Origin of the sequence: Roseovarius marisflavi (genome assembly GCF_900142625.1) — a bacterium.
Taxonomy (GTDB): Bacteria; Pseudomonadota; Alphaproteobacteria; order Rhodobacterales; family Rhodobacteraceae; genus Roseovarius; species Roseovarius marisflavi.
Window position 1 is genome coordinate 190,094 of sequence record NZ_FRBN01000002.1, and the last position, 19,902, is coordinate 209,995.

At 53.4% G+C, this 19,902-nt stretch carries 18 protein-coding genes, 1 pseudogene and 1 riboswitch; of the genes and pseudogenes, 8 read left to right on the forward strand and 11 right to left on the reverse strand.

The genetic code is table 11. From position 1 onward, the window contains the following. Positions 1-26: 26 nt before the first annotated feature. Together BUB78_RS03245 and BUB78_RS03250 are read right to left on the reverse strand one after the other, a co-directional pair. Entirely contained in the window at positions 27-2,069 is a 2,043-nt protein-coding gene (locus tag BUB78_RS03245) for an oxidoreductase (protein ID WP_073194995.1), read from the reverse strand. 1 nt (position 2,070) lies between these two features. Then, on the reverse strand, positions 2,071-2,883 hold the full coding sequence (locus tag BUB78_RS03250) for an alpha/beta fold hydrolase (protein WP_073194997.1): 813 nt from the start codon (positions 2,881-2,883) through the stop codon (positions 2,071-2,073). A gap of 65 nt (positions 2,884-2,948) precedes the next feature. Here BUB78_RS03250 and BUB78_RS03255 point away from each other — a divergent pair, with 65 nt between their 5' ends. Then, positions 2,949-3,248, forward strand: coding sequence for an ArsR/SmtB family transcription factor (locus BUB78_RS03255; protein WP_073194999.1), 300 nt, complete (start codon positions 2,949-2,951; stop codon positions 3,246-3,248). A gap of 380 nt (positions 3,249-3,628) precedes the next feature. Continuing rightward, entirely contained in the window at positions 3,629-3,880 is a 252-nt protein-coding gene (locus BUB78_RS21515) for a tyrosine-type recombinase/integrase (protein WP_425442127.1), read from the forward strand. A 230-nt stretch (positions 3,881-4,110) separates the two neighbouring features. Here the strand turns inward: BUB78_RS21515 and BUB78_RS21520 are convergent, their stop codons facing one another. Then, a complete protein-coding gene (locus BUB78_RS21520; protein ID WP_073195001.1) occupies positions 4,111-4,548 on the reverse strand; it encodes a GFA family protein in 438 nt (145 codons plus the stop codon). An 825-nt stretch (positions 4,549-5,373) separates the two neighbouring features. On the opposite strand from BUB78_RS21520, the gene BUB78_RS03270 reads away from it, so the two are divergent. Then, positions 5,374-5,736 carry a hypothetical protein gene (locus BUB78_RS03270; protein ID WP_220083975.1) on the forward strand — a complete coding sequence of 121 codons (363 nt, stop codon included), beginning with the start codon at positions 5,374-5,376 and terminating at the stop codon, positions 5,734-5,736. A gap of 28 nt (positions 5,737-5,764) precedes the next feature. On the opposite strand, the gene BUB78_RS03275 is transcribed toward BUB78_RS03270, so the two are convergent. The 3 genes from BUB78_RS03275 to BUB78_RS03285 form a co-directional block, all read right to left on the reverse strand. Next, positions 5,765-5,968, reverse strand: a complete 204-nt coding sequence (locus BUB78_RS03275; RefSeq protein WP_073195005.1) for a hypothetical protein — start codon at positions 5,966-5,968, stop codon at positions 5,765-5,767. A 30-nt stretch (positions 5,969-5,998) separates the two neighbouring features. Next, the gene (locus tag BUB78_RS03280) at positions 5,999-6,298 is read right to left on the reverse strand and encodes a type ISP restriction/modification enzyme (protein ID WP_170865010.1); all 300 of its coding nucleotides are present in this window, start codon (positions 6,296-6,298) and stop codon (positions 5,999-6,001) included. A 161-nt stretch (positions 6,299-6,459) separates the two neighbouring features. Continuing rightward, positions 6,460-7,278 (reverse strand): M48 family metalloprotease, encoded by an 819-nt coding sequence (locus tag BUB78_RS03285; RefSeq protein WP_084732741.1) that lies wholly within the window; start codon positions 7,276-7,278, stop codon positions 6,460-6,462. Between the two features lie 178 nt (positions 7,279-7,456). Here BUB78_RS03285 and BUB78_RS03295 point away from each other — a divergent pair, with 178 nt between their 5' ends. The 4 genes from BUB78_RS03295 to BUB78_RS03310 all read left to right on the forward strand — a co-directional run bounded on the left by BUB78_RS03295 (position 7,457) and on the right by BUB78_RS03310 (position 13,339). Further along, positions 7,457-9,427 (forward strand): virulence-associated E family protein, encoded by a 1,971-nt coding sequence (locus BUB78_RS03295; RefSeq protein WP_084732742.1) that lies wholly within the window; start codon positions 7,457-7,459, stop codon positions 9,425-9,427. A 528-nt stretch (positions 9,428-9,955) separates the two neighbouring features. Further along, the gene (locus tag BUB78_RS03300; protein ID WP_073195011.1) at positions 9,956-11,077 is read left to right on the forward strand and encodes a YARHG domain-containing protein; all 1,122 of its coding nucleotides are present in this window, start codon (positions 9,956-9,958) and stop codon (positions 11,075-11,077) included. Between the two features lie 190 nt (positions 11,078-11,267). Then, the gene (locus BUB78_RS03305; RefSeq protein ID WP_181444373.1) at positions 11,268-12,557 is read left to right on the forward strand and encodes a hypothetical protein; all 1,290 of its coding nucleotides are present in this window, start codon (positions 11,268-11,270) and stop codon (positions 12,555-12,557) included. Continuing rightward, positions 12,557-13,339, forward strand: a complete 783-nt coding sequence (locus tag BUB78_RS03310; RefSeq protein ID WP_073195013.1) for a COG3904 family protein — start codon at positions 12,557-12,559, stop codon at positions 13,337-13,339. The genes BUB78_RS03305 and BUB78_RS03310 overlap by 1 nt, the downstream gene beginning before the upstream one ends. Before the next feature lie 241 nt (positions 13,340-13,580). Here the strand turns inward: BUB78_RS03310 and BUB78_RS03315 are convergent, their stop codons facing one another. Beyond that, the gene (locus tag BUB78_RS03315) at positions 13,581-13,877 is read right to left on the reverse strand and encodes a hypothetical protein (protein WP_139279236.1); all 297 of its coding nucleotides are present in this window, start codon (positions 13,875-13,877) and stop codon (positions 13,581-13,583) included. Between the two features lie 323 nt (positions 13,878-14,200). Beyond that, a riboswitch (SAM-I-IV-variant riboswitch) is annotated at positions 14,201-14,305 on the forward strand. Between BUB78_RS03315 and BUB78_RS03320 the strand changes: the two genes are divergently transcribed. Further along, the gene (locus tag BUB78_RS03320) at positions 14,285-14,620 is read left to right on the forward strand and encodes a hypothetical protein (RefSeq protein ID WP_220083976.1); all 336 of its coding nucleotides are present in this window, start codon (positions 14,285-14,287) and stop codon (positions 14,618-14,620) included. Its footprint overlaps the riboswitch before it by 21 nt. Before the next feature lie 17 nt (positions 14,621-14,637). Here BUB78_RS03320 and BUB78_RS03325 read toward each other — a convergent pair whose 3' ends face one another. The 4 genes and pseudogenes from BUB78_RS03325 to BUB78_RS03340 form a co-directional block, all read right to left on the reverse strand. Then, positions 14,638-17,382, reverse strand: coding sequence for a UvrD-helicase domain-containing protein (locus tag BUB78_RS03325; RefSeq protein WP_245813340.1), 2,745 nt, complete (start codon positions 17,380-17,382; stop codon positions 14,638-14,640). Between the two features lie 367 nt (positions 17,383-17,749). Next, positions 17,750-18,757 (reverse strand): LLM class flavin-dependent oxidoreductase, encoded by a 1,008-nt coding sequence (locus BUB78_RS03330; protein WP_073195021.1) that lies wholly within the window; start codon positions 18,755-18,757, stop codon positions 17,750-17,752. A gap of 76 nt (positions 18,758-18,833) precedes the next feature. Then, the gene (locus BUB78_RS03335; RefSeq protein WP_245813341.1) at positions 18,834-19,268 is read right to left on the reverse strand and encodes a DUF3010 family protein; all 435 of its coding nucleotides are present in this window, start codon (positions 19,266-19,268) and stop codon (positions 18,834-18,836) included. Between the two features lie 283 nt (positions 19,269-19,551). Beyond that, a pseudogene (locus BUB78_RS03340) lies at positions 19,552-19,782 on the reverse strand (integrase core domain-containing protein); the annotation flags it as partial. Positions 19,783-19,902 lie beyond the last annotated feature (120 nt).

The window sequence follows — 19,902 nt, forward strand, 5'->3', positions numbered from 1 at the left end:
TCAATTTTGCAGGTCCTAGACCGGCTTCATTCTCTCCAACCCTGTATCAGCCGATTGGCATCATAAATTGCTGCGTGCAGGTTTCTGCTGCTGATGCAGTCACCCACTCTTGCCAGCGCAAAACCTCCGTCATTGTTCGACGAAGGGAATGCCGCTTTGCCCATTTGCATGGCGGTCTGATCTACTAAGCCTGCATTTTTCGACAATGGGCGCAAATCCTCATAAACATCGTCAAAGGGGCGCGATCCGTTTTCAACGACCACGTGGTCGACCGTTTGCGCTGCTTCCTGGGCGGTTAGGACGTTGGCCAGCGTGACGCGCAGTCGGTTGCCCTCTCGTTCAATTCTTTTCAGCTTTACGTCCGTTTTGAACGCAACGCCTTTGGCATATAGCGATTTCATTACCACGGGACGCGTGGTGACCCCGAGCTCCTGCAAACAGGTGTGATCTTGTGTCGTCAACCAGACCTTTCCTGCGACGCCCGTCAGGAAATCGGTGATCACCGCACCAGAATGCGCTCCAATTTCATCCCATATCAGAACCTCGCCGGAAGTGACGGCATTCCCCGACAAAACGTCCCAGGATGACAGCGCGTGTTCACCTCCCTCACAGTCGATCTGGTCCGGCCAACCACCCGTCGCGATGATTACGAGATCGGGTTCATGTTGCAGAATGTCCTCTCGTTCCGCAAAGGTGCCGAGGCGGACGTCGACTGCAAGCCAATTTACCTCATCCACCAGCCATTCCAGAACACCGGCGATCTGGCGCCGAACTGTCCCTTTTGAGGCAAGAAGGAGCTGGCCCCCCAACTTGTCCGACGCTTCATAGAGATGAACCTTGTGCCCGGCATGTGCCGAAACCCGCGCCGCTTCCAGGCCCGCCGCGCCGCCGCCGACAACCACGACTGTCTTTGCGTTTTCGGCTTTCGCAGGCGTGTGTCGCAACACCGCCTCTCGTCCTGTCGCCGCGTTGTGTCCGCACACTGCATCCTTGCCTTGATTAACACGGTCCACGCAGTACCCTAGTCCGACGCAGGGCCTGATGCGGTCTTCGTCCCCGCCAACGATCTTGTTGACCATATGTGGATCAGCAATCTGAGCGCGGGTCATTGCAACCATATCCACCATCCCTTCCGAAATCGCGTGACGGGCTGTTGCCAAATCGTTGATGCCACCCGCGTAGAACACCGGGATTTCGACAGCGTTTCTGATCTGCTGAGCGACGGTCAGTTTCACCGGCTGCCCATACCCCATTGGAGGCACCCACCCCGCCAATCCCAGATCGTCATAGGGCGCACCCGCAAGCGTATTGAGGAAATCCACATGACCCGTCGATGAAAGTCGTTGCGCAATTTCGACACATTCCGCAGCTGTCAGGCCATCCGGGATCAGCTCGTCACCGGTCACACGCATGCCAAGAACTATGTCGCGTCCAACTTGGGCGCGCACTGCATCAAGAACTTCAAGGGCCATACGCGTGCGGTTTTCCAGTGATCCTCCGTAATCATCATTTCGCTTGTTTGTATGCGGGGAGAGAAACTGTCCGAGCAGATGCGAGTGGCACAGGATTTCGATCCCGTCAAAGCCACCTTCGACACAGCGCCGGGCAGCCTGAGCAAAGGATGCAACAACACGATCTATGTCGCTCTGTTCCATTTCTTTTGGAATAGAGCGATGTGCCTGTTCGCGCACCGGAGATGGCCCGATCACAGGTAGCCAATCTGCACCGTCCCACCCTGTTCTGCGTCCCATATGCGTAATTTGGCACATCACAGCGGATCCGTGAGACTTCACACCATCCGTCAGATGCCTGAACCACGGGATGATACTGTCATCGCCAGCATAAAGCTGACCAAACACAGAGGGGCTGTCAGGAGCGATGTTGGTTGATCCCCCAATCATCGTAAGCGCAACCCCGCCTTTGGCCTTTTCCTCGTGATACAGGCGATAGCGATTTTTTGGGTGGCCTTCTTCTGCGTAAGATGGTGCATGGGCAGAGCTGAAAATTCGATTGCGCAATGTCAGATTACACAAGCGGAATGGCTGAAGAAGGGGATCGGGTTTGCGCATGTCAGTCGCGGCGATCAAGCATAGCGGCGACGATAACCTCTGGTGCGTCTTCTTGTACCAAGTGACCCGCGCCTTCGATCCTGGTGATGTTTCCACCGGCAATCAGATTTGCAAACGCCTGACCCCGCTCGATCGGAATCCAGTCATCCTTGTCGCCCCACAGGACATGCACATCGCAATCCATAGCGCCGTATTGGTCCTGAACCTCGTCGGTCTGTGCCTGATCCATTTGTGCAATCTGTCGATAGAACGCTGGCTGGCCGACATCACCCAACCATGGCTCCATGTAGACATCAAATGCCTCGTCAGACAGCGGCTGGTGTGCGGCCGTTTGCAAATAAGCCCGCAAGAGCGCGTCGTGCATATAGGCTGGCATTCCGGCAAAAGCCGCCTCGTGTTCGCGCACATGGGCGACAAACGGCGATCCCCACGGACGAACGACAACAGCATCAAAGATCGTCAGCTTGGAATAGCGTAGATCATTGAGGTGCCATGCGCGCATCGCGGTTGCGCCCCCAAAATCATGGGCGAGCACTTCTGGTTTATCGAGGTTCCAATGTGCAAAGAGTGCAGCCAGTAGATCATTCTGGACATTGAGAGACACATCCTGCCCGTCGCGTTTCTCTGACTTCCCGTAGCCGATCAGATCGAAGTAATAGACGGTAAAGCTGGAGGCGAGCAGTGGTGCGATGCGCCGCCAGACCTGCGACGAGAACGGCGTGCCGTGCAACAGGACCAGTGGTGGCCCGTCACCCATTTGCCCCCATGCGACTGCATTTCCATCATGATGATACGTGTTCGAAAGATCTAGCATGTCAGTCCTTGCTTCAAATGATTTCGAACTGTAAGATAGGATATATCCTATATAGGAGTCAAGCTATGAGTGAAATTGCAAAGGCGCTTTCCAGTGAACGCCGCCAACAGATTTTACGCTGGCTCGTTGATCCTGTTGCAAACTTCCCCGCGCAGCATACCGGCGATCTTGAGAAGGACGGCGTATGCGTAGGCTATATTGCGGACAAACTGGGCATCGCGCAGCCATCGGCCACATCGCAAATGAAAATTCTGCAAGAGGCTGGCCTGGTGCAATCGACGCGCATCGCGCAATGGACATTCTATAGGCGCGACGAAGCGGGTATCGCAAAAGCGCGGTCAGAGCTTACGGCACTATTGGACTAGGCGCTGCCCAATGAGTGTTCGTTCGCGGCAGAAAACCTTGATCAGAGTTCCGCGTGGCACAGAGCATGTCGCGGTGAGGGCCGTCAACGATCCAATAGACTTCGTGTTTGTGCTCGTCCCTTCGTATTCGATGATTGCGTTTGTCACAGCGATCGAGGTCTTGAGGATTTCAAATCAACTGTCGGGGCGTGGTCTTTATCGCTGGACTGTCCTGTCCGACGATGGCGCGCCCGTTGTAAGCTCGAACGGCCTTTCAGTGAGTGTTGATGGCGCTCTGCAACAGCAAGCTTTAAAGGCTCGTGTCTATGTCTGCTCCGGTGTTGAGCCATCAAAGAATACGTCAAATGTTGTGTGGAGTTGGATCGCCCGGCAGTGGGCGCATGGCGCGCATATCGGTTCGCTTTGCACAGGCACATACCCTACGTCATACAGCGGTAACACATCTGGTCCAGGCCGGTGTGGACTTGCCAACGGTACAGCGTATTTCCGGCCATAAGACCTTGTCCATGGTTGCGCGATACGCGCACCAAAGCGGCTCTCACATCGAGGCGGCGATGGAGCGGTTGGAAGGTCGGGTCAGTGGCACGCAGCCCGCTAACGTTCATAAGCTCAAGCCCAAAAATTCGGCCTGATCAGACGTCTGCGGGCCAATGATTGCGGTACAGGTCCAGACCATGGTGCTGAACACATCTAATGACCGCTCCCAGCCCGAATCGGTCATTAAGGCTTCTGTCTGAGATGGCCAAAGCGGATCTTGATGGCAGCGCAGCTGAGTGACTGAGATGCGGACGAAGCGCGAATTTGTAGACGATGAGTGAATGCCCGCTTTGGCGCATGGCACTAGGGTTTTAGAATAAGCGCATTAATCAGGATTGCTTAGAAGATGCTCTCCCGCTTCTGCTGAGGCCTGTAAGCCCTTAGTATGCTTCGGAAGCGCATCTTGTCCTTCGATCCACGGCAACCGCTCTGACCAGAAAATATGTGCAGTCGGCTGATACAAAGATGGGTCAATCAAAGTTGCTGCATAAAGGTGCGTTTCATCGGGAAAGACGTCTGTCTCGAAGGAGAGCGGTGAACCGCAGTCTTCGCAAAAACTCCGCTCCACATTCGGCGATGAACGATAGGTTTTGCGAGGCCCTGACCATACGACATGCTCCCGCTCTACACCGAACCAACTGACGTAATCGGATGATGATGCTCTTCGACAGTCTTCACAGTGACAAAGCGCCGCCCACAGAATTGGATCAGCCGCCGTCCAAGAGACCGAACCGCAAAGGCAATGCCCAGATAAGCTTTTCATGTTCTCAATTCCAAATAAAGATGAAACTTCTCACCGTCGTTACAGCGTGTCTTTGTTCACCACACCCAACTCGCCAACACGCGACACAAACCAACCCTGACCCGACTCCATTTTCAAGGATAGCAGTCATTCGTGGATTGTGCAGCATCGGTCAATGAGGTCTCTATCCCGGCATTCGCCGCACTCAGCTTGAAGGTCCGCTGTCGGTGAGCGGGCCAAACTTTGCAAATGGTACTTCCTGCGCGCAGCCGAACTTGGGGCAAGCTGCGGCAAGCGGCAGCAGCCTACCAACGCGACGGGCGCGAGCCTTCGGATTTAACACCATGGTTAAACAGAGGTTGTGCAGCTGCCTGGCCTTGGTCCAAAAAGTTGGGCTAGATTACACATGAATTACACACACTATTGTTCGAAGCTCACGGAAAATCGCTAAGTCATTGATTAAATTGGTGCCCGGGGGCGGAATCTAAATTACATATTTATCAATAGTAAAATTGATTATTTAGATATTTGTACCAACAAAAATACCAACATTAAAGTTGATTAGGACGGAATTTGGCTCGAAACCGCCCTATTACTGCTGCCAAAATCACAACAAAAAATGGTCACGCCAGCGTCAGCTTGATATGTTTCATTAATGCATTGAAAGAGTGTTTTTCATTATTTCAGAGGCCTCGCTAAAACTTGTTGGCGGGGCCTTTTTTTTCGTGTCGAGTCCTCGCGAAACTGCACATGTCGAGTTGTTTTACATAACACCAAGCAGCGACGAGTTTGACGAGATCGCACGGTGCATTCGACGGCGACAAGATCCGTGCCATTGACCAACGCTTGGGCAAGATCAAGGCGTCGATCGGCGCCCATGTCGTCTCCAAAGGCTGGAAGTCGTCGTCGACTGGTGTCTTTATCCTAAGCTTCTATGGAGCCACGTGGAATTCGGCCTATCCAATTCACGATAAAAACAGCGTCGCATCCCTCTTTGAGCCATGCGTCGGCCGCTTCGTAGCCGAGTACATGCAGCATTTGGAGACGACGGTCTCGAAAGCTTTCAGTACTGAATTGCGCGCGTCCGTGACCATCCCGGTCGGCGAGAGCATTTTCGGCTCAATCGTTCAAGATCGCGTGAAACCTTGGCCGGACGTACTGTTTACGGAAGATGGTGCCGATTTCGTTTCTCCCAACCAAAATTTGTAATTCTTAAACACGACTTGAGCTCAATTAATCACAAGCTCAAAGCTGCGCCCGCATATACGCCTTCATTGATGCTCTCGCCGCTTGTGACGCTTCCAAGATATCGCCTTGCTAGGATTTGGTTGGTTTCCATGTCACCAGCCAAGAACGCAATTCCGATTCCAAATGCGATTCCCAGAAGACCATAAATCACGATCACGAAAGCGATTATCCGACCAAGTTTAGTAAACGACATGTCTGTTTCTTCCTTTCGCGTCTTACGTTTTCAGGCGGCGGCTGCTTCCAAATCCATGGTGATCGTCTGCATGATACGGTCGGTCTCAGACAGGATTTTGATGATCTTCTGGAAATGCTTCACATCGTCAAACGATAACTCGCGCCCATTGCGGTCCTTGAGCCATTTCTGCGCCGGTTGATAGCCACCAATGTAAAAGCCCCATGAGACCTCAGGCACGTCAGCGAAATATTGGGTCTTGTTGATCCAGACTTTGCGATCTGTGAATGCGGGCTTGCCTGTGGCATAAATCGCCTGAACCTTGGGAATGAAATCTGCTATCAATGTCATAGGCTGCCCCTTTGTTTAGGGGCAGCCTATCTATTCAATTCAGGATAGAAAAGGCGTTTCACTGCTCACCTATTCTATCCCCCGTCTGACGGTGCACCGTAGTTTGCCGGAGTGACGAAAGCGTAGGAATCGCGCGCGCCGCAGGTCTAGCGGCGCTTGATTTACTGCTTGCGTTGCAGCCCTTGCTTGGCCTCAATTTGGGCGCTCACCGCAAGTACGGTAGCAAGCCGTTTTTCATCGGGCGGATGCGTGCCCCAAAAACTGAGATTGCCAGCCTCGGTGCGTGCGTCCTCGGGCCGTGCGAAGTATTGCGCGCCCTTCACCGGATCATACCCGGATGCCTTGGCAATCCGCGCGCCAAGCGTGTCGCTTTCGAGTTCGTATGATTGGGAATAGGCCCTTGACCCCGCCGCCGCGCCAAGCTCCATGTTGCGGCCTACGGCATCAGGATCATAACTCACCCCAGCGGATGCGGCTTGGGCGTTGGAGTAGGCGGTCAGCGCGCCCAAGATCAGAGCCCCGGCCATGGCCTGTTGCTTCTGTTTCTGGATGTGCCGCCCGATCAGGTGTCCATATTCATGGCTCATGACAAAAGCGACCTCATCGTCATTCTGCATATCTTGCAGGATCGGCATGGTCATGAAGATGACCGGCCTGTCCTTGGCATAGGTGAAGTATGCGTTGCGCTCTTTGGCCTTGAGATCAATGGCGACTTGAACATCGCAGTCGAACCCGTTGAGCGACGCGGTTTCCGCCTCGCAGAACTTTTCCGCCACCGGCTCGACCCGGCGGGCAACGCGTTGAAAGCGGCGCTCAGCAGTTGCATGCGAGACCGTTTTGCGGCTTGTTTCGGTTTGCGCTTCAACAAACATGGATTTCGCGCGCGTCGCCGAGCTCTCGTCGATATCAGGCAGGACGTAAGTGGTGCCGCATGCGCTGAGACCAAACATCAGCCCGCTTGACAGCAAGAATTTCTTCATTGTGCTTTGCTTTCCTTATGGTTGTCCAACCCCTCTGACATTCAAGCATGGCCAAAAGGTGAAGAACTCGGGGAATGAACTTGACGGTTAGAAGCATAGACCGCTTCTGTCTATCGGCTGCGACCGGCTGGCGCGGGCAGGGATCACCCTGAGGCAAGAAGAGCGCAGTTCAGCCCAGGTGAATATCGCTGAGGCGAAAACCGCCCTCAAAGAAAAAGCGGTCGAAGTGCGTGAGGAATGCATATCCAATCATGCACAAGAGCTGGAAACCCGTGGTGTCTCGCCTCCCAACGCCCGGAAGGCGGCGGACGCACGGTTCGGATCTGGTCTGTTGATTGGATCTGATCTCGTCAACCTCGAGGGGCGGCCCGCTGTTGCCGTCGCGGATCTTCTCGGGCCGCGGGGCGCAGACTTGGATGGACTGTTGTGCGCTGATCCGATCGAGCCCGACTATGACGGAGGTCGCATGGTCGGAAAATTCTACTGGAACAATGGCGACCGCCCTGGCATCCACAGTTTTGCGCGCGGTGGTCGCTTTATTGCGTTGCGCCATAGCCTCGAAAGCGCAACAGAAGCGATTTCCGAAGCCGAAGGTAACAAGGATAGGATCGTTTGCGTACTGGCACTGCTCTATGCAGATCCGCTGGAAACCGATTTGGCGCTAAAGACGGCATGCAAGACGCTTCACTTGGGCAACAAGACCAAAACCTTGAGCAATGCTGTCGAAAGCCACCGTCGTCGTCACAAGATTTCTGCGATGAAATCCTGTGACGACGCAAACAAAGAATTTGAAGGAGCCGTGGTACCGCGAGGAACAACTCTCATGCCTGAGGACTTTCCCCATGTAAGGACTGTGTCGGAGGAGAATGTTCGCCCCATCGATCATTTGGAAAATGTTGAGTATCTGCTCGATCGCTACGGCTTCTCGTTTCATTACGACCAGATTCTCAAGGAGATCGAATGGTTGCATCCAGAACTCGATAGCTCGGGAGATAACGCCAGCGAGCAGCTCTACGCAGAACTTCTGGGCCTTTGCAGCAAAAACGATGTTCCGTACCGCTCGCTTGCTGCTCACATGATTGCCATCGCCGACCGTCGGGCCATCAATCCCGTCACGGATTATCTTCGGGCCCTGGAGTGGGATGGAAAGAGCCGCTTCGATGCGATCCTGAAAGCATTCGACACTGAGGATCAAGAAATCTTTTTGATCGCGATGCGGATTTTCCTGATCCAGGCTTGTGCCGCCGCTGACCACGCCTCTGAAGCGGCACGGCAAAACAGCAATTATGTCCCAAGCTTCGAAAGCGTGATTGTATTCGTAAGCGAGCAAGGTCGCGGCAAGACCAAAGGCTTCAAACGGTTAATACCAGAACAATTGCGGCGCTATCACAAAGAAGGTGTGGAACTTGATCCTCGCAATAAGGACAGTGTGAAGAAGGCCGTATCGGCCTGGATCGTCGAGTTAGGCGAGCTCGACGGAACATTCCGTAAAGCTGACATCGCCGCTCTGAAAGCTCACTTATCAAGCGGTGTCGACGAACTGCGGATGCCTTATGCGCGCACGGCGTCGAAGTTTAAGAGGCGGGCCGTCTATATAGGTACGGTTAATGAAGAGCAGTTCCTTGCGGACGGCACCGGGAACCGCCGCTTTCTGCCAATCAAAACGGACCAGGTGCGCGTCAATTGGAGTGCCGAGGAGATCGACCAACTCTGGGCTGAGGCATGGGTGCGTTATATCGGAGGGGAGCAGTGGTGGCCGACAACAGAGGAAGAGCAGCTTCTCGCGGATCATACAGATCAGTATCGGTCGCGCTCATGGATCGAAGAAAATCTTGGATCCAAATTCGATTGGGACGCGCCGATCTCGAACGATCTCAAGCGCAAACCGGCAACGGAGATTTTTTCAGAGCTGCAAGGTATTGGACATTCGCACGCGGCCCGTCCTTCTCAGAGGGATTTGAAGGATGTAGGGCAGTGCATGAAGCGGCGGTGGGCAAGCCACCCTCAGGTAATCAAACGTGGTGGAAACTTGTACCTCAATGTGGCTGGCGTAGAACATAAAATTCACCATGAAGGCGGAAAGACGAACGGTTGGCTGGTTCCTCCGCTCGAAACCAAATGCACCCCGAAGGGATCATATCGCTCGTAAACACCGCAAAGAAAGTCTTATGACCAAAAGCCCGACCTCACCGCCCACCTTTTTGCCTAGGGATGTAGGCGCGCGCTGCAGGGGCTTGACGTTTTCGCACGCTTTTCGATGGGAAGGGGTGAAGGGTTAATCGCCTTATTCATTACGAAAAAAGAGAAAGGCTATTTTGAGCAATCAATAATTCTTTGGAAATGTTGCGGGAGGCATCCCTTCACACGCCTGCCCAGCTCCGAGAGGCTTTCAACCTCGCCGAGCGGACAAAACTGGAATACCCCCTGCCAACAGTGCCGGTCTCATTCAACAGAATCCGGTACATATTCCAGGTTCCGAAGGCGTGCTCCATACATCAGGCGGCATAGCCATTGACGAGCTTTAGGCAGATCCGGAAATCAACGAAATCCAGAGCGATTGCGAAGTGGTATCCAGTCTTGCATCGATCCTTTCTCCGACGCATAGATCTGTGACATAATCAGGCCCAAGTAAGAGGCTATCTAGAAAATCTCGAACAGCACGAACTTCGGAGAAGAGATGCGGCACCCATGGATATTTTCGACAATCATTTGTCTGCTCAGCTTAGGCGCGGTAGGGCCTTCCAAAGCTGAATGGATCAAAACCTATTATCCAATCATTATTGACACTTCGGACCCAGAAACCCTCTACTTTGATGGCGAAGTCAACTCCCGACTACCGTTGAACCTCGGACGGGCACTGGAGAAGTTTCCCAATGCCAACACTTTATTTTTGGACAGCCCGGGCGGCGACGTACACGCCGGTTTGGAAGCTTCGCGGACGATCGACCGGCATGGTCTTACCACCATCATACCTGAAGAAAGCGGTTGTTACTCTGCCTGCACTTTCTTATTTTTTGCTGGCGCTTCTCGTTACGCATACGGAGGCCTTGGCGTTCATCAGGCCCGTTCAAGTATTGAAAGCAACTTTGCGACTCAAATGCTAGCAGCAGATATTCTCAGTATCTTGAAGGACTATGATGTGAACGAAGAAGTATACAGCATCATGTTCAGCACGCCCCCCGATGATGTGCATGTTTTCACAGAGGCAGAGAAACAGAAATATCGCTTCCTCGGAAACCGCACGGAGCCCCAGAAGCGCCGCGCAGCTAAAGAAACCGTCAAACAACCGGAGACTGCGCCTCAGGCTGCAACCCCCTCCCCTCCTCGGCCAGCCGTCGCCCCTCCTCCAACTCCCTTGCAGCCAGTAATGACGCATGTTGTTGCTGGACTTGATGCAAATGGGGATGGATTTCTCGCGTTGCGTGCCGGAACCACAAGTGGTGCAAAGCGCCTCTCAAAGATGGTTGAGGGAACGCGGTTAGAGTTCCTCGGCAAGCAAGGGGTTTGGTACGAAGTCAGAACCGAGACTGGTCTTGAGGGCTGGGCTCATTCAAACTGGATAAGCAGAATTCGCCAAGTGCAAACGCCTGATACCAATCTATGCGATGCACTATGGACTGAGCGAAACTCCATTTATGCAAGAAATGGCTACTGTTTTAAAAGCGAACGAGGACAGTCAGCCTTCTCAAATGCCGGGTGCATTCAAGGTCTGTCACCGGGCGACGTTCAGCTTTCCGCGAACGAGCGAGCAGTTATTAACGAATTGATTGAACGAGAAAGACAGGCGGACTGTCGGTGAATTCACTTACGTTTTCTTTGCAATTCAGATTTTGCAATAGGCCCCAACGAAACCAGGCCAATCTATCCGTACAGTTTGATACCGCAAAAATAACTTTGCTTCTCCGATAGGAGACATCGGGCTATTCAATTCGTTGCGAATTTACTAACACCTACTTAAATTCATTAACGCATTCGGAGCGCTATAAATCATGACTGACAAACAAGGGCGACTGACAGCGGAAGAGGCGAAAGGGCTTCGTACGGCAAAAGAACTCGAGGGTCACCTCGCTTGGCTGGATACGTTTACACCAGCCGCACTGGGTGTTCTTGCGATCGCATCGGGGATCTATACGTATTTAGGTGTTTCCTCTTTGTTGGAAGATAATGGGGCGGTTTCGTTTTTTGCTGCTGTGGCCTACTCGATCGCTGTTTCAGTCGGTATATTCGTGTTCTGGAGCTACATGCTGCGCCTTCTTCCTGCCATGCGGACAGCGGGGGGCTTCATTGGGCTGACAATGTCGACGGTTGTCGGGTCCATTGCAATTATCGCAATGTCAAGTTGGCTTAACGCTGCTGCTCTTGCTGGGTCGGCCGCCGTAGAACAACATTTGGAAAACACTGTCCGCGACTACCAGTCTGCTTTGGAGCAGGCGCATGATATTGCGCTAAGCGGACAGGCGCTTGGACGTGAAGTGGAGAGGGCACGGCAGAGCTTCGAAGAACTGGCAGAGTTGGAAAAATCGGGAGACTTGTCAGGTACGGCAGGGCGCGGCGCCGTTTTTCGGGTTTTGACGCAAAAATCTGAAGAGCTAAAGAACCTTGAGGAGCAGATCGCATCGCAGCAACCACTGATCGAAGAGGCATTTGAGGACGGCAACAAAACGCTTGCACGTATGCGTGAATTGACTGTCGCACCTGGGCCCGTGGACAAGCGTTCCGTTCAGTTTTCCGAGGAAAGTGTCAAGCTTGCCGGAGTATTGTCTCGGCTCAAACAGTACAGCGTTGCATCGCTCGTGGTGAGGGCCGCAGAGGATTTGCCAGCATCAGTCGTACTACCTGAACTGGACGGCCGGAACTCGTCGGTACGCGATGCACAATCTGCTACGATCAACTCGGTTCTCGATGCACTGGACCAGCGTGGCAAGACGCTCAAGAACGCTGCAGAGGAAGTGGTGGAAATGGAGCTGCCGATCGAGACAGCCTACAATCCAATCTCAGCTGCTGATGCCGTTATCCGTTATGCCCACAACTTCGTTCCTTCCTGGGCAGGCGCTATCGCGATCGATTTGTTACCTGGGGTTCTGGTGTTTGTGCTTGCTATCGCCCAAGCCGCGATCAGGAGTGGGCGTGACGGATTGAGCATCGAAGAGACCCTCACGCTGGCAGACCTCAAGGCCGCCATGAATGCAATGAGAGATGTCGAGCTCACAATGGGTGTGGTTGATGCCGCAATTCAGGAGCGTACTGCCGAGTCAATTGACGAATGGACAGACAAGTGATGCAGCGCTTCATTCCGAAGTTCTATCCGCAAACCGGCCTAAAGTATGTACTCGTGGTACAACTGACCATGGCCGGGTTACTTATTGCGACGCATATATTCGAGATGTTCCCAAGGCTATTCAGGGAACAGGTTGAAATGCCCTCTGGTCCAGTTTCACCTGGAGACCAGCGACGCGAATATAGAACAGATCGCCCTGTACCGGACCTGGTTACTCTAAAAGGGCCAGTTGAACTGCCGATGCCAGAAAAGTTTCCTGATCGATTGAGATTTGAGGAGATTGTCGTCGAGGGTGCCGGAAACGTCCTGCTTGTCACAGGTCAGATTGAAAATGGCGATGCAAGTCGGTTCCAAATCTACCTTTCGGGTATGTCACAAGTGCCAGATCTTGTTGCTTTGCACAGTCCTGGAGGGCTTGTGTCGGAAGCCTTGCAAATCGGACGCCATATACGGGACAATGGCATGTCTTCGACCGTGCTGGCAGGCGCATTCTGCGTGTCTTCCTGTCCGTATATCCTTGCTGGCGGCGAGGAGAGGATCGTGTCGCGACGCGGAATCGTGGGCCTACATCAGCACTACTACGAACAGCCGAAATACCTGCCAGTCATTTTTGCCGTCGAGAGTATCCAGATGGGGCAAGGCCAAACGATGGAATACCTGATTGAAATGGGTGTGGATCCATCTCTCATGGTCTACTCGCTCAAGACACCCCCTGAGCAGATCTATGCGCTGGTTGAAGAAGAACTGACCGAAACGCGCATTGCAACCGAAGTCGTCGACTGAGAGCTTAATTTATGCGGATACTGATTTTAATGTTGGCATTTGCGGCGTCGCCGGTCTTTGCGAATGACGTGCAAGTGCTCCGCCCTCAGGCCGAAAGTGCCAGTTCCACTGATCAGTGTGAAGGTATCCCTGCAAAAATTGGCGAGTATGCGCGAAATCATACCCTTCAGTCGTTTCGGCCATGTACATGTAGGATCAGCGTTGAGTGAGGCATACACGGACGGACACAAGCATTCAGCTGCTAGGCCAAATTTCCATCAGCTTCCAAAGATTTTCTCATCCTCTCGAGCATTTGACCCCAGGGCGCATCATCCACACCTTCCGTCGCTCGTATTTTTTCCTCAGACAGCAGACGTGCAAGCGCCACGACAGCCTCGGGATCGATTTCGACGGCTTTGGGCTTCGGATGCACGAACGGAAGTATGGTCTTCCACGCATTGATGGCCTGGGACCGATCTCCGTCCGCTTCGGCCTCTTCGGCGAGCCGAACCAGCGCCTCAACCGGGCATTTCCCCTGCGAGAGGAGCTTCTCAGCCACAGCCTCGCTGCGCCGCGAACGGGAGCCCTTCGGCCGCCCAGCGCCAGCCCGCTTCCCGCCATGTTTGCTTGCACGCGCCATCTTGAATTCCCACAATACTTAATCAACTTCATTATACCCGCCGGGGGGCATATTGGGGAAGGAATAAAACGTATAAGCTACTGAAGGTAATATGTATTGATGATTGAAATGGTGTTTTCTTCTCGGCAGAAAATATGACCGACCGCTCGGTGGAGAGGTCATTGGTCAGTTCTCTCTTGGGATTTTAAACCCAATTCTTTGTTCTGGAAACTTGCAGAAACACTCAGAAGGGGATATCGATCAAGCAGCATCACGAGTGGAGCAACGGCTCCCGCCAACCTGCCTCAATCTGGCAAGGTGGCTTTGGAAACAAGATGCGGCCGTAAATGGCAACGAAAGGATTGAATATGAGCAATCACCCATCAAACTCAGACGCCCCAAGGACAAGTTTCCTGAGCAAAACTATGCCGCGAGCACTCACGCCGCGCCGTGAGCAACGGGTGCAACGGCTGGCCGACCTCGAACGCCTGCTCTGGATCGGACAACACGGCTCTCTAGGTCCACGAGGAATGTTGCTCAACACTTACGAACGCAACTTCCCTGTAAGTTATCTGGCAATGCAACTGGAGATCGCACGACATGGGAAACCGCCAGGCCTCGTCGAAATCGCCGAACTAATCGAACTGGGGCTCAAAACCTGGCAGCCGAGGATTGTTGACTGAAACCTGCATATCTTGCGCTACTGTTGTCGTTTTCGGGTCCTGTCCTTCGGGATCGTCTTCTTTCCTTTGCAGTCCGGGTACTTCACGCATCCAAGGAATTTGCCCCACTTGCCCTTTCGCTCGACCAGCCAGCCATCGGAACACTCTGGGCAGGCTGGAAAGGTAGCACCACAACTGCAGACTAGATTGCCAGGATGGGCTTTATCGCTGACCGGGAGGTCTTTACCGCACACGTTGCACGGTCGAAGCATCTCGCCACAGAGCTTTCGGTGCTCACACTGAAAGTACGGGCTTCCCTTCTTTGATGTTTGCGAGAGCATTCGGCCTCCGCATGCACCGCATCGGTGTTCGGCAATGCCTGCGTCACCGAGTTCGACCACTCCATAGTCGGGGTTCTCAACCAGCTCACGCGCGAAGACCGAAGGCCTCTGACGATCCGCCAGAACCGTCACGGTTTTCCGTGCTCGCGTAAGGGCCACATAGAACAGCCGCCTTTCCTCCGCATGGTCGTACTCCTCCGGCTTAGGAAGAACGAGGTCCAGCAGTGGGTCATCGACAATCTCGGACGGGAACCCCATACGGTCCGAGGCAGCTTTCAGCACCACAACATGATCGGCTTCCAGCCCCTTGGAGCGATGGACCGTCATGAACTTGAGAGAGAGGTTCGGATAGCGCATGCGCAATTGTGGCAGCTCTTCTGGACGTAAGAAATTATAGCGCCCGAGCAAGAGAACGGACGTTTCGCTTCCACTCGCGGCGGCTTCTATGTGGTCTAGGGCAGCTTTCAGCGCCTCCTCTTCACCACCCCATCCATAGTGCGCTACACTAATCGCGGACGTCTCCGTAGTGCCTGCCGGAATGACCTGTTTCGTAATTTGAGACGGGTTCTGGAGAACGAATGTGCGAGCGGGCAAAGCGATCTTGTCGACACTTCGAAATGTCCGCCCCAAATCAACCGAGCTGTGCACACCAGACTCGCCAGCGAATGTGCCGCCAAACTCTTCCCCAAAGTCTCTCATCAGGTGTATGTCTGATCCCGTGAAGCGATAAATCGACTGCCAGTCGTCTCCAACGGCAAAGACCCGCGCGTCCTCATGCTGCGCTTTGAGAGCTTTCAGAAGTCTCGCTCTTCCCTCGGAAATATCCTGGAACTCATCCACCAAAAGGTGGCGGTACGGGCTCTTGTAACGCCCTGCTTTTACATGCTCGGTCGCCCGTACAATCATATCTTCAAAGTCGATGCGGTCGCCCAGGCGGTTTTGATAGGCTTCGAGCACTGGCTCAAAGATTTTCAAGAACGCAGCGCCTCGCGCCTTGTCATGGGATTTTTCTACCCGGCCCAGACAGTTCGAGATGGTCGTCCCTGAACTTTTGAAGTGCCGCAGAAAGGTGCCCAGCACCTGCGTAAAGGCGTCCACCTGACCCATCTCTGTGAGTTGTTCGAAGACTTGCTCAGGCGGGATTGGGTTGGGTGTTGCATAGGGAGCAAGCTTTTCTTCCAGCGCCTCTGTCAGACGGCCTTCCACACGTTCGTAGCTGAAGGTTTCAATAAGCGTTGTTTGGTGTTCGGCGTGAACCTTTCGTTTCCACTCCATACCTTCGAGGTAGGCATTGCGATCAATGTGAGGCGCCGTGGTTAGCCTCGTTTCTCCGGTCGGCCCTCGGGATTTTCGAACGCCAAAGTGCTCAATATAGACACCACTTTCGGTGAGCCGGAAATCCGGTGTATAGGCGGTTCGGTTATTCTCAGGAAGGTGGTGTTCGTAGTCAGGTTCATACTCGTAGGCGATGCCATTCAAGTAGAGCCAATTGGCGATTTCCCACTCTTCGAAACTCCTTACCAAGTCGCCCTGGAGCGTTCGTAGCTCATGTGCCTCAACGTACTGGTAATATTCATCCTTGGTCTGGAAATCCCACTCACTTTTGTAGGGCCAATAGAACTCCGAGAACCACTTCAACAACAACATGCCAAGGGCCGGTTGCTTCGCGATGTCGTTGAAGAGGATGTCACGCAGCAGCGCCGTGAACTGCTTGTCGTCGCTTGCGTGAGGCGCCAAAGCTGGCGCTCCATTTTCGACCTGACGAATGATGCTGTTGCCAAGGGCGTGGAAGGTCAGTGCGTCCACCTTCGCACCAGCTCGCTCTTCGATGCGAGTGGCCATTTCGGCGGCCGCATCTTTTCCAAACGCCATTAGCAAGATTTCTTCCGGCTGCCGGATGCCACTTTTGATCAGATATGCGGCTTTGGCGACGATCACACTTGTCTTGCCAGAGCCTGCCCCAGCTAGAACGAGGGTCGCGTCTTCGTCGGCGACAACAGCCAGTCTCTGCTCTGGCGTCAGAGGATTGGACTCGATTGTGTCAAAGAAGTCTTTGAATGCGTCGAGCTCGGCGTTGGTAAACGATTTAATTGCAGCGTCGCGCGATCGCCCTGGCCCTTTTTGAAACGCCAATACTCGATCCAAGACTTTTTGCTGCTCACTTGGCAGGACACCGTTGGGTATCTCTGCAGGTAGTTTCTCGGCCACAGCATTCGCGCGCTCAAGGAATGGTTGAAGAAGGCATGCTGACGGATAACGCTTCGGCTGACCCAATCGTCCAACAGCTTCCGCTAGGGCACGGAGTTCTCCGTCCGATGCCTTCACTTGCTCGACAAAGTGCGCTCGCCAAGCCGCGTTAGCCGATGTGACGAAGTCAACTGCATCTGACTTTTTAAACCCAGCGACTTTGACCTCATTACCTTGCCTGATGGTGACCGCCACTGACGGCTTCCCCAAGGTCTTGGTAACCTGCAGGGGGTGCGTGATGTCCGTAAAAGACAGTTGTCTCGGAGCCCGAGAAAGTAGTGTCACCCCAGAATTCGAAACTGCGATGCCTTTGTACTGGTGTCCCAATAGGCCAAAAAACAGACCAGCTAGGGCGCTTCTCACTATCTGTTTCTGCTCAGTGGGGGCCATATCGCTGAATTCCTGGAGTCATGTCTTCGCGAATTTATACAGCAAAATCAGTCGATAAAAAGGCAACAGCCTATAGGTCGAAATCGAATAATTGAGGTCGTGCAAGATCCATTTTGTAGTCTGCTCACGCGGACTGCTAGTATTATTGCGCTGAGCAATTAGACCACAACGACTAGGCCAACTCGTAAGCTTTTGAAATGTTGGAAAGAGCCTCTGCCGCTATCGCGAATGACCTTAGACGTGCGGCATGATCGTGGATCATACCGGTCACCATAACTTCTTCGGGTTGGTAACATTCAATCAGGGTGGCAAGTTCGCGATGAACCGTTTCAGGGCTGCCTGTTGCCGAACAGGAAAGCGCTTGTTTCACTTGTGCAAGAACCGGTGCTGGTATCTCAGCTGAGAGATCTTCAACCGGGCGAGGGAGCTTACCTGGACGGCCAGTTCGCAAGCGGGCGAAGGCGAGCATTTGCGATGATCGAAGATACATTGCTTCGTCATCAGTTGCCGCTGCACAGACCCCAGCGGCCAACATGAAGTACGGCTTGGCAAGCCACTGGGATGGGCGGAATGTTGATCTGTATGTTGCGATTGCATCCTCAAGCATTGCGGGCGCGAAATGCGAGGCGAACGCATAAGGCAACCCGAGATAAGCAGCGAGCTGCGCGCCATAAAGGCTAGAGCCGAGTATCCAGACTGGAACATGTGTGCCCTGTCCGGGAACTGCCCGGATTTGCGCTTCTTCTGAAGCGTCGCCGAAGTACCCCAAGACTTCCGCTACATCCTGCGGAAAGTTATCATTGGCTTCCATATGCCTTCTGAGGGCGTGCGCCGTCACTCCATCGGTACCTGGAGCGCGGCCAAGCCCAAGATCAACACGCCCCGGATAAAGCGTGGCAAGTGTGCCAAACTGCTCAGCAATGACCAGAGGCGCATGGTTTGGAAGCATGATGCCCCCAGCACCAACGCGGATGGTCTTGGTGGCCGATGCGACCGCTCCTATCACGACAGCGGTTGCAGCACTGGCGATGCCCGGCATGTTGTGGTGCTCGGCCAACCAATAGCGATGATAGCCGCTTGCCTCGGCATGGCGCGCCAGGTCGACTGTATTGCTCAGGGCATCAGCGGCTGTTCCACCTTCCGGGATGGGCGACAGATCAAGCAGAGAAAAATGCTGCAATTTTGGCTCCTTGTTTTCTGTGTGCCCAATTAGGTCAAAAGAGGGCCGATCGTTACTGGCGCAGGTAGTTAGGAAATCAGCCCCTAGTCAAAACATAAGCACCGGCAAGAAAGGCGTTCTTCAAATAAACTGGCAACTTCTCGGGATACTCTTCAACTTCCTTCTTGGCGAAGTGAGCAAGGGCCACCGGACTGACAAACCGCGTGTGACACCCTTCCACGAGTTGGATTAAAGTTTCGATTTTGAAGGATATGGCTCCACCGGCCATTCTGCCTTTTTTGGCACGGGTTTTGATCACAAAGGTGTCAATTTCGTTTTCGCGGGAAAACTCTTGAAGAGCCGCTAGGAATGATCGCAGGTCGATCTCAGATGTATCGTCGTCGAGCTCAATCCGTGTGGTCTTTAGTCGAAGCATCTCGATAATGCCTTCATCATTTAGGTGAACGACGGCAAGCCGAACCTCTTTTGCCGAAATCTCACAACCACATACCACCATGTACAATTCCTTCATGTGTTAAATCCACACTACTACTCTTTTATGATCTGATAACCCAATTACCCGGTTCTGCATCTTTCAGTGTTGGGCTATCGGATTTGCGCCCAGTGAATGAGTTGTAAGGATAGTTACTTTTAGCGGCAGTGCCAAAACTCACAAATTTGCCATATCCAACGGTTTCTGATCCGGGTTCAGGCGCACTATGGATAGGTTTAATGCTGCCGCCACACTTACCCACAGAGGTGGTCCTAGATTTCCGACCAGTTTGCAGCCTTGTTAAGATGGATCATGGTTTCATTTAGGCTGCCAATCTCATTGGTTCTGTATTGCTGGCATAGGCCTCATCGGGGGTCAATATGCCGTGGGTCGAATGTGGGCGCTCAGAGTTGTAGTAGGCCAGCCATTTGCCGATCCCAGTCCGCATTTCAGAACCTGTCTCAAAAGCATTCAGATAAACGCATTCATACTTAAGCGATCGCCATAGTCTTGCCGCGTTCACGCCGCGTAGATGCGTCATAGTACCCCGGCCCGGATAGGCGGATGATCTCGGGGCTCGTCTTGAAGTAGCGAAAGGGGCTGCGTTTTGTCATCCACAGAAACTAAGTGCTCGCCCTGCCCGCCTCAACCGATTTTGCTCTGACAGTGCCCT